Source organism: Lentzea indica (assembly GCF_012184385.1).
Lineage (GTDB): Bacteria > Actinomycetota > Actinomycetes > Mycobacteriales > Pseudonocardiaceae > Lentzea > Lentzea indica.
Genome location: NZ_VSRL01000326.1, coordinates 1 through 9,003, shown reverse-complemented (window position 1 = coordinate 9,003; position 9,003 = coordinate 1). Strand labels below are relative to the sequence as shown.

General features: G+C 69.6%; 12 protein-coding genes and 1 pseudogene. 2 read left to right on the top strand and 11 right to left on the bottom strand.

What is annotated here, in order from left to right; translation table 11 throughout:
* Positions 1-337: TM2 domain-containing protein (locus FXN61_RS44145; protein WP_167979796.1), on the top strand; the 337-nt coding region annotated here is incomplete at its 5' end.
* Here FXN61_RS44145 and FXN61_RS44140 read toward each other — a convergent pair.
* From FXN61_RS44140 to pyrG, 4 genes are read right to left on the bottom strand one after another with little or no spacing between them, the layout of a single operon-like run.
* Positions 334-759, bottom strand: a complete 426-nt coding sequence (locus tag FXN61_RS44140) for an SRPBCC family protein (protein ID WP_167979795.1) — start codon at positions 757-759, stop codon at positions 334-336. The two genes, FXN61_RS44145 and FXN61_RS44140, sit on opposite strands and share 4 nt — an antisense overlap.
* Positions 760-768: 9 nt before the next feature.
* Positions 769-1,164 carry a DUF2752 domain-containing protein gene (locus FXN61_RS44135; RefSeq protein ID WP_167979794.1) on the bottom strand — a complete coding sequence of 132 codons (396 nt, stop codon included), beginning with the start codon at positions 1,162-1,164 and terminating at the stop codon, positions 769-771.
* 9 nt (positions 1,165-1,173) lie between these two features.
* The gene (locus tag FXN61_RS44130; protein WP_312878464.1) at positions 1,174-1,794 is read right to left on the bottom strand and encodes an NUDIX domain-containing protein; all 621 of its coding nucleotides are present in this window, start codon (positions 1,792-1,794) and stop codon (positions 1,174-1,176) included.
* Entirely contained in the window at positions 1,791-3,473 is a 1,683-nt protein-coding gene (gene pyrG, locus FXN61_RS44125) for a CTP synthase (protein WP_376770812.1), read from the bottom strand. The genes FXN61_RS44130 and pyrG overlap by 4 nt, the downstream gene beginning before the upstream one ends.
* A 178-nt stretch (positions 3,474-3,651) precedes the next feature.
* On the opposite strand from pyrG, the gene FXN61_RS44120 reads away from it, so the two are divergent.
* Positions 3,652-4,335 carry an SMI1/KNR4 family protein gene (locus FXN61_RS44120; RefSeq protein WP_167979792.1) on the top strand — a complete coding sequence of 228 codons (684 nt, stop codon included), beginning with the start codon at positions 3,652-3,654 and terminating at the stop codon, positions 4,333-4,335.
* A 3-nt stretch (positions 4,336-4,338) separates the two neighbouring features.
* On the opposite strand, the gene FXN61_RS44115 is transcribed toward FXN61_RS44120, so the two are convergent.
* From FXN61_RS44115 to FXN61_RS44085, 7 genes and pseudogenes are all read right to left on the bottom strand, one after another.
* On the bottom strand, positions 4,339-5,277 hold the full coding sequence (locus FXN61_RS44115) for a copper transporter (RefSeq protein WP_167979791.1): 939 nt from the start codon (positions 5,275-5,277) through the stop codon (positions 4,339-4,341).
* Positions 5,274-6,458 (bottom strand): putative cytokinetic ring protein SteA, encoded by a 1,185-nt coding sequence (gene steA / locus FXN61_RS44110; RefSeq protein WP_167979790.1) that lies wholly within the window; start codon positions 6,456-6,458, stop codon positions 5,274-5,276. The genes FXN61_RS44115 and steA overlap by 4 nt, the downstream gene beginning before the upstream one ends.
* Before the next feature lie 63 nt (positions 6,459-6,521).
* Positions 6,522-6,962: a hypothetical protein gene (locus FXN61_RS44105; RefSeq protein WP_167979789.1), complete on the bottom strand. Its 441-nt coding sequence runs from the start codon at positions 6,960-6,962 to the stop codon at positions 6,522-6,524.
* Positions 6,959-7,390 carry a hypothetical protein gene (locus tag FXN61_RS44100; protein ID WP_167979788.1) on the bottom strand — a complete coding sequence of 144 codons (432 nt, stop codon included), beginning with the start codon at positions 7,388-7,390 and terminating at the stop codon, positions 6,959-6,961. Before FXN61_RS44100 ends, FXN61_RS44105 begins: the two co-directional genes overlap by 4 nt.
* A complete protein-coding gene (locus FXN61_RS44095) occupies positions 7,387-7,992 on the bottom strand; it encodes a hypothetical protein (protein WP_167979787.1) in 606 nt (201 codons plus the stop codon). The genes FXN61_RS44100 and FXN61_RS44095 overlap by 4 nt, the downstream gene beginning before the upstream one ends.
* Complete coding sequence (locus FXN61_RS44090) at positions 7,985-8,581, bottom strand: hypothetical protein (protein ID WP_167979786.1); 597 nt, start codon at positions 8,579-8,581, stop codon at positions 7,985-7,987. The genes FXN61_RS44095 and FXN61_RS44090 overlap by 8 nt, the downstream gene beginning before the upstream one ends.
* A 115-nt stretch (positions 8,582-8,696) precedes the next feature.
* A pseudogene (locus tag FXN61_RS44085) lies at positions 8,697-9,003 on the bottom strand (DNA repair protein RecN); the annotation flags it as partial.

Below are 9,003 nucleotides of genomic sequence, written 5' to 3'. Positions count from 1 at the left end.
CCCAGCCCACCCAGCCGTACTACCCGCCGCCACCGGTCCGCAGCCGCAGTTCGCCGTGCCGCCGCCTCCCGGCATGGGCTACGCGAACCCGGCGGCCCCGTACGGCTTCGACCCGATCACCGGCGTGCCGCTGTCGGACAAGTCGAAGATCGCGGCGGGCGTGCTGCAGCTGTTCCTGGGCAACCTGGGCATCGGCCGCTTCTACACCGGCCACGTCGGCATGGCCGTCGCCCAGCTGCTGACCTGCGGTGGCTGCGGCATCTGGTCGTTGATCGACGGGATCATCATCCTGGTCAACGGCGGCACGGACGCGCAGGGCCGCAAGCTCCGCGACTAGTTCCCGGTCTCGGAGGCCGTCTTGATCGAGGCGGCCTCCGTCTCGACGTACCGCTTGGTCAGCGATCGCGTCATCAGCCAGCCGAGCCCGGACAGTGGACCGGACACGGTCAGTGCGAGGGTGAGCCTGCTCCCGTCGGGGTGCGGCTCGACGTCGTGCGCGGCGGTGACGACAACACCGGGCGAGCGCGACTCCCAGGTGTACGACGACCCGTCGGTCAGCTCGGTGACCGTCCACACCGCTTCGGGCAGCCGGGGCTGCCGCAACCGGGTTCGCGAGCCGACGGCCAGCGGTCCGGCGTCGAGACGCTCCACGGAGTCGACCGTGGGGATCCGCTCCGGCCAGCGTTCGACGTCGACGACCACCGCCCAGACGCGCTCTGGCGGGGCCGCGATGACGACGGAGTGCTGCAGGCCAGGCATGCGCCGAGTTTAGATCCCGGCCAGGTTCCGTGCGACGCCCCAAACACCGGCGACGACGAGTACGGCGACACCGATCGACTTCGGCACGGAACGCCGTTCGCCCGTCCAGCGATCTTTCGTCCACCGCGCGAACAGCCACACGGCCAACGGCACGCCCAACGCGAGCAACACCGCGTTGTAGTGAAACGCGCTGACAACATCACCGTGCAGCAGCGCGTGCACCATGCGCGTGGCACCGCACCCAGGGCAGTTCAGCCCCGTCAGCCAGTTGAACGGGCACTTCGGCAGCAGGTTGCCCGGCTCGTTCGGATCGACGAACAGCAGCATCACCGCGCCCGCGCCACCCAGCGCGAGAACAGCGAAGGGTGCCCCCAGTCGTGAGAAGGCACCCTTCAGCGTCCGCATCAGCTCAACTTACTTCCTGCGCGCGGCGAACCGGGTCGGCTTGTCGCGGAACGGTGCGTCGGCCGGGCGCGGCTCAGCCCGCCCCTCCAGCACCTCGCGGGCCGCGAGGAGCCCGGCGACCGCCGACGAGTTCACGATCTCGCCCGAGAACACCATCCGCACGGCCTCGTCGAGCGGGAAGCGGTGGATCTCCAGGTCCGCCTCCTCCTCGCCCTGCACCTCACGGTCCACTTCGGACAGGTCGCGGGCCAGGAACACGCGCACGACCTCGTCGGTGAAACCGGGTGACGCGGCCGCGTCGACCAGCACGTCCCAGCGCGCCGCGTCGAGCCCGACCTCCTCGGCCAGCTCCCGGCGCGCGCCGACGACCGGCTCCTCGCCGTGGTGGTCGAGGAGCCCGGCCGGCAGCTCCCAGAGGTGCCTGCCGAGCGCGTGCCGGTACTGGTGGATCAGCACGACCTCGCCCGCAGGGTCGACGGCCACGACCGCGACCGCGCCCATGTGCTCGACGATCTCGCGCTTGGCCGTGCCGCCACCGGGCATCTCGACGTCGTCGATCCGCAGCGCCACGACCCGCCCGACGTGCAGGTCCTCGCTGGAGACCGTCCGGAAGTCGTGCCGGGAGCTCACTTCGAGGCCCCTGCCGTCAGCGGAAGACGGTCGGCGACGCGGTAGTCGATCGCGGCCTTCACGAACGCCGCGAACAGCGGGTGCGGCTTCGTGGGACGGGACTTGAGCTCCGGGTGCGCCTGCGTGGCCGCGTAGAACGGGTGCACGTCCGCGGGCAACTCGACGAACTCGACCAGGCGGCCGTCCGGCGACACACCGGAGAACACCAGGCCGGCGTCGGTGAGCTTGCCGCGGTAGGCGTTGTTGACCTCGTAGCGGTGGCGGTGCCGCTCGGAGACCTCGGTCGAACCGTAGGCATTCGCGACCACCGAGCCCGGCGTGAGCTTGGCGATGTACGCGCCGAGGCGCATCGTGCCGCCCATGTCGCGCTGACCGGAGACGACGTCCTCCTGGTCGGCCATCGTGGAGATGACCGGCGAACCGCCCTCTTCGAACTCGCTGGAGTTCGCGTCCTCGATGCCCGCGAGGTTGCGCGCGGCCTCGATCACCATGCACTGCAGGCCGAGGCACAGGCCCAGCGTCGGCACACCGCGCGTGCGGGTGTACTTCAAAGCGCCGATCTTGCCCTCGATGCCGCGCACGCCGAACCCGCCGGGGATCAGCACGGCGTCCATGCCCGACAGCGCACGCGCCGCACCTTCAGGCGTCTTGCACTCGTCCGACGGCACCCACTTGATCTCGACCTTGGCGTGGTGCGCGAAACCGCCCGCACGCAGCGCCTCGGTGACCGACAGGTAGGCGTCCGGCAGGTCGACGTACTTGCCGACCAGCGCGATCTTCACCGTCTCCGACGGGTTGTGCACGCGATCGAGCAGGTCGCCCCACACCGTCCAGTCGACGTCGCGGAACGGCAGGTCGAGGCGGCGCACGACGTAGGCGTCGAGGCCCTCGGAGTGCAGCACCTTCGGGATGTCGTAGATCGACGGCGCGTCGACGGCCGCGACGACGGCGTCCGTGTCGACGTCGCACATCAGGCCGATCTTGCGCTTCAGCGCGTCCGGGATCTCGCGGTCCGCGCGGCACACGATCGCGTCCGGCTGGATACCGATGTTGCGCAGCGCCGCGACGGAGTGCTGCGTGGGCTTGGTCTTCAGCTCGCCGCTCGGCGCCAGGTACGGCACCAGGCTGACGTGCAGGAAGAAGACGTTGTCGCGGCCGACGTCGTGGCGGACCTGGCGGCACGCCTCGAGGAACGGCAGCGACTCGATGTCGCCGACCGTGCCGCCGACCTCGGTGATGACCACGTCCGGGGTGACGCCGTCGGCGTCCGGCTCGGCCATCGCCCTGATGCGGCGCTTGATCTCGTCCGTGATGTGCGGGATGACCTGGACCGTGTCGCCCAGGTACTCACCGCGGCGCTCCTTGGCGATGACCTCGGAGTACACCTGGCCTGTGGTGACGTTCGCGTCGCCGCTCAGATCCCGCGCGAGGAACCGCTCGTAGTGGCCGATGTCGAGGTCCGTCTCCGCGCCGTCATCGGTCACGAAGACCTCGCCGTGCTGGAACGGGTTCATCGTGCCGGGGTCCACGTTCAGGTACGGGTCGAGCTTCTGCATCGTTACCCGCAGGCCGCGCGAGGTGAGCAACTGGCCGAGGCTGGAGGCGGTGAGCCCCTTGCCCAGGGAGGACGCGACGCCCCCCGTGACGAAGACGTGCTTGGTCGTACGTGCCTGCTGCACCAACGGGGCTCCCGTGAAAATCGTGGGGGCCGAATCCCCCTATCCACGGGCCATAACGCTAACACGCCGACGGTCACTCAGCGCACCACGACCCGGCAGATCACATCACCCGATCGGCGCAGTGAGGCGTTTCCCCGAACTTCCCCCGGCACGGGCCGAGATCAGGAATCGTTGTCACGTGACCTTCGACGTGGCAGGGAACGCCGCAAGAGCCGTGCACGACCGCTCGGCGGCATGGCGTTTCATCGAGGGTTTCGCGGCCGCGTGGGCGGAGCCGCTGGAACCGCAGGACGGCTGGAACAGGGCCGATCTCGCCGCCACCGAGGAGCGGCTCGGCGTCGGGCTGCCGGAGGCGGTGAAGGAGGCGCTGTCGCTGTTCGGCAAGCGCCCCGACCTGACCAGCAACCAGGACCGCCTGCTCACGCCGACAGAGCTGCGCCTGGACGGCGGGATTCTGGTCTTCCGAGACGAGAACCAGTGGGTCGCGGCATGGGGGACCACTCTCGACGGGGACGATCCGGAGGTCCTGATCAAGCTCGACCTGGTGGACAAGACCGGGGAGCACTGGGACACGTGGCTGCCGCGGTTCTCACTGGCGTGCGTGGAGATGGTGCTGTCCGAAGCGTTGTTCCGCGACGGCGCCGAGACAGCCGACAGGGAGATGTCCGAGATGGACACCTCCCTGCTGCAGGAACACTTCGCCGAGCTGCCGCTGCACAGTCCCGGCACGAGGTGGTTCGTCAGCGACGACGTGATCGTGCGCGAGGACGACAGCCAGTGGCTGTGGGCGCGCGCACGCACGCCCGAAGCGCTGGAGCTGCTGGCCAAGCAGCTCCCAGGCGACTGGACGACCGAGTACTGAGCTTCAGCCGGCGATTCCCGGCGAGGACGCCTCCGCGTTGCCCGCGACGCCGTAACGGCCGGAGCGGCCCTCCAGCTGTTCGCGCAACGCCATGACCGAGACGACCTGACCGGCCGGGGTGTCCGAGTTGTCCACAGTGGACAGGATCGACGTCGCGTTGGTGTCCGCGCGGACCACACCGATCGGGCCGGTGCCGTTCGCCGACCCGTTCGCACCGGCCAGCACGACACCGGCGCCGGCCCGGTCGAGCTGGGTGGCGAAGCGCGCGATGGTGGAGGCGCGGTCGGCGGCCGAGTCGCCGATCGCGGCACCGCCGGTCAGCACGATCGCGAGCTGCCCCGGCTTCACGCCCGAGGTCGCCTTCACGAACCCGGCGTTGGAGAGCCCGGAGAGCGCGGCGGCCGTCTCGTCGGCCGTGGCCTGCGGCTCGTTGTTGGACGGGTTGAGCAGCAACAACGTCCCGAACAGGCCGCCCGCGCGCGTTCCGGGGTCACCGGCCGTTGGCAGCTGCGAGCCGGCGGGCTGCAGCCGTGCGACGAGGTCGCGCAGCTGGTCGCCGCGGGACGGGTCGGCGAACGCGTCGGTCAGCTGGATCTCGCCGGTGACGGTGGCGCCCGCGGACTTCAGCAGGCCCGCGAGAGCGTCCCGATCGGACGGACGCGCGTCCGACGTGGTCACCAGCACGACCGTGCGTTCGGTGAGCCGGTCCTTGACCGCGAGCGGGCCGACGGACGCCGCGAACTTGTCCGCCTCCGTCAGCTTGGCGTTCAACGCGTTGCGGTCGTTCTGCAGGTCGTTAACCTGCTGTGCCAACGAGTTCTTCTCGTCGCTCAACCCGGACAGCAGCCGCCCGCTGATCGCGGTCGACCCCAGCACCACCCCCACCGCGAGCGCGAGGAACACCGCGGTGATCGAAACTATGTGGTATCGCAGCGTGATCACGAGAAGATCCCCTTGAACCAGTTGACGACGGATTGCCAGCCGTCGACCACGATGTCGACGTAGACGTGACCGACGCCGGACACCGCCAGTGCCGCCGCCATGGCGACGATCGCGGCGGTCACCAGCAGGACGATCACGCCCAGCGAGACCCGGCTGCGGTGCAGGGTCGCGACGGCCTCCCCGTCGACGAGCTTGCTGCCGAGCTTCAACCGGGTGAGGAACGTGGAGGGGTTGGAACCGGAGTGCCCGCGGTCGAGGAACTCGCGCAGCGTCGCGCGCAGGCCCACCGTCACGACCAGGGACGCCCCGTGCGCCTCGGCGAGCAGCAACGCGAGGTCCTCCGCGTTGCCCGACGCGGGGAACGTCACCGCGCCGATGCCGAGGTCCTGGATCCGCTGCAGGCCCGGCGCGTGGCCGTCGGTCTGCGCGGGCACCACCACCTCGGTCGCCTCGCGCAGTGACGCGGTGCCGATGCCGTCGGGGTCGCCGACGATGATGTCCGGCTTGTACCCGGCGTCGTGCAGCGTGTCCGCGCCGGTGTCGACGCCGATCAGCACGGGCCGGTACTCGCGGATGTACTTGCGGAGCTTGCGCAGCTGCTCGGCGTGCGACGGTCCGCCCGCGACGACCAGCACCTGCCTGTCGCGCATCGGCACGTACACCTCGGGCACGCCGACACCGTCGAGCACGAGCGCCCGTTCGCGGCGCAGGAACTCGATGGTGTTCGCGGAGAAAGCCTCCAACTGTGCCGACATGCCCGCCTTCGCCTCGATCATCGCGTCGGCGATGCTTTCGGCGTTCTGTTCGATTCCCTTGGCGAGCTCACGTTCCCCGGCGTAGACGACACCTTCGTGCAGCCGGATCTTCGTGCCTTCCTTGATCTCGCGCAGCGCGACGGCGCCGACGTTGTCGATCAGCGGAATGCCCGCCTCGATCAGCAGTTCCGGTCCGAGGTTGGGAAAGCGACCGGAAATGGACGGCGAGGCGTTCACGACACCGACCACCTCGGCGGCGACGAACGCTTCCGCCGTGCGCCGGTCGAGGTCGACGAGGTCGAAGACGGCGACGTCACCGGGGCTGACGCGCCGCACCAGGTCGCTCACGCGCCGGTCAACCCGCGCGACGCCCGTGACACCGGGAAGTTCGTGGTTGGAGCGGCTCAGCAGCCCGGATAGCTTCATGCGTCCGATAGTGACTCACGGTGCGCACGCGACAGGTGAGGCACGCCGGGCAATTCGTGCTGGTCAGTCGTCGGGGTGAAGTACTACGGCTCCAAACGCGAGAACCACTGCGGTTATCAGGACCCAGATGCCGTTGCCGAACCCCGCTTCCAGGCCTGGATCGATGGTGATGTTGCCCGATTTGTGGAAGCTGATCGCGTTCAGCAAATAGACGAACAGCATTCCGGTGACCCCGGCGAGCGCGGCCGCTCCGGCAAAAGCGACCTTTCGCCACCTGATGCCCAGCAGGACGGCCGTGGCCGCCGCGATGATCGGGATGGCGAACAGCGGGCCGTGCTCGTCCTTCGTGCCGCCGAAGTGCGTGCTCCAGCCCGTGGTGACGTAGGCGGTCTGCGGCTGGCCGGGAGCAAGGCGGATCAACAGCTCCGAGAACGGCAGGAACGTGGCCGTCACCGCGGCCGCGGTGGCAAGCCCGAGCAGGACGATGCTCAAGATCTTCTTCATGCCGTCTCCCGATGCACGGCGATGGCACCCGCGAGCGCGACCACCGTTCCGATCGCGAGGAACACCAGCCCGAACCCGATCGCGAAGTCCCCCTGCTGCTCGATCGCGTGGCCACGTTCTGACACGACGAGTGCCACGGTGATGCCGACGGCTCCGAGCTGGGCCGCGGCTCCGGCAAGCGCGGCCCGGTTGATCCAGATCCCGGCGACGAGCAGTGCCGCGGTGAGCGCGACGGGCAGCCCGTACCAGGGCGAAAGCTCTCCCGCGGGCCAGTCGCCGGGCTTGTTCACGATCTCCGTGCCCCACGCCCGGACGACGACCTCGACATCTCCGGCGTACGCGGTCGAGTACCAGGGCAGCACCATCGCGGTCGCGGTCAGCACCACGCCGGCCGCGATCAGCGCGATCGCCGTCGGTCTACCGATCACCGCGTCTCCTGCTGCTCGTCGTCGTTCGGGATCACGAGTCCAAAGGGTGGCGTGTCGTCGTCACTGTCGAGCTGATGCACGACCACCTCGTCTTCCTGTTCGGGCTCCTGCTCCTGCCGTTGGTACCGCTGCTGGGCAAGCGCCGCGCCGACAAGCCCGATGATCGCGCCAACGACCAACAGGTACAAACCGCCGAGGTAGTGCACTTCGTCCTGAACGTTGCCGGTCCGCCCGGAGGCGATGATCTCCTCCTGCCGCCGCACCTGAGCCACGTAGAAGAACACGATCCCGGCGAGCGCCCCAGCCCCACCCACAGCGAGCGGGCGCCCGACGAACGCGATCCTCTCCCGCGCCATCACCGCCACAGCGACAGCCATGACCAGTGCGGAAACGATCACCGGCCACCCGGCCGCGTAAAAGGCGGGCTGGTCGGGAGGCCCGTCCACCGGATCCGACGTGGTGACCCACAACGTGGTGGAGATCGTCAGATCCTGCCCGTACCCGCGATAGACCGTGCTGAAAGTGCGCTGGAAGCTCCCGGCGGCAGCCAGCCCCGCCCCCAGCACCAGCAGAATGCCGGCAACCCTCTGACGATCAATCATTCTTCGGCTCCACGATGACCGGATATCCGTACGGCGGTGTCTCGGTGTCGTCCGGCTCGTCGTCGATCTGGTGGATCACCACGGGCCCTGCCTCCGCCGCCTCCGCCTCGGGCGCGACCCGTCGCGGCAGTTCCTGGTGCAAGACCGCCGACACCACCCCGATCCCGGCCGCCACGATCAGCAGTGTCACCCCGTCACCCTGTTCGAGGTCGAAACGCACCGGCGCGTTGAGCTCACGAAGCTGGTCGACCATCGCCTGCAGCGTGCCCACCGCGGACCAGGCCACGCCCACGAGCAACCCGGCCCCGAGCAACGATCCGACCCGTGCCGCGGGCACCCGGAACGCCAGCACGGCCGACAGCGCCATCACCAGCGCCGCCGCCACAGCGGGCTCACCGAACTTGATCACACCGAACATCAGCAAACCACGGAAGTCGTCCCGCTCGACCGCCCACGACGTGGCCTCGAACCGCAGCGTCCTGCCCTGCAGCTCGGTCTGCACCGAATAGGCGGTGAGGAACGTCGCCGCCACCGCCAGCCCGGCCGCGACGAACACCAGCACCGCCCCGAACACCCGGCGTGTGCTCACAGATCCGGTCCACCTTCCACCGCACCACCGTGTGCGTCCGCTGACCGGTGCTCGGTCACGTTCCCATCATGCCGAACATCGGCGGGAACAGCGGTTCGCCCACGACGGCGCCGCGTCAGGCCTTCTTCTTGCGGCGGCGCACCACCGGCGCCGCCGACTTGTCCGCCTTGGCGGCGGCCAGCAACTCCTCGGCGTGCGCGCGGCCAGTGTCGGTCGAGTCCATGCCGGCGAGCATGCGGGCCAGCTCGACCACCCGCTGCGTCTCGTCCAGCTTGCGCACCGCGGACCGCGTGAACGTGCCGTCCGCGGACTTGTCCACGACCAGGTGCCGGTCGGCGAACGCGGCCACCTGCGGCAGGTGCGTCACGACGATGACCTGGTGCGAGCGGGCCAGCCGGGCCAGCCGCCTGCCGACCTCGACC

Coding starts and splice junctions, on each gene's coding strand:
- FXN61_RS44105 (WP_167979789.1), bottom strand. CDS start 6,962: ATGAAGAAGATCTTGAGCATCGTCCTGCTCGGGCTTGCCACCGCGGCC.
- FXN61_RS44140 (WP_167979795.1), bottom strand. CDS start 759: ATGCCTGGCCTGCAGCACTCCGTCGTCATCGCGGCCCCGCCAGAGCGC.
- FXN61_RS44095 (WP_167979787.1), bottom strand. CDS start 7,992: ATGATTGATCGTCAGAGGGTTGCCGGCATTCTGCTGGTGCTGGGGGCG.
- FXN61_RS44135 (WP_167979794.1), bottom strand. CDS start 1,164: ATGCGGACGCTGAAGGGTGCCTTCTCACGACTGGGGGCACCCTTCGCT.
- steA (WP_167979790.1), bottom strand. CDS start 6,458: ATGAAGCTATCCGGGCTGCTGAGCCGCTCCAACCACGAACTTCCCGGT.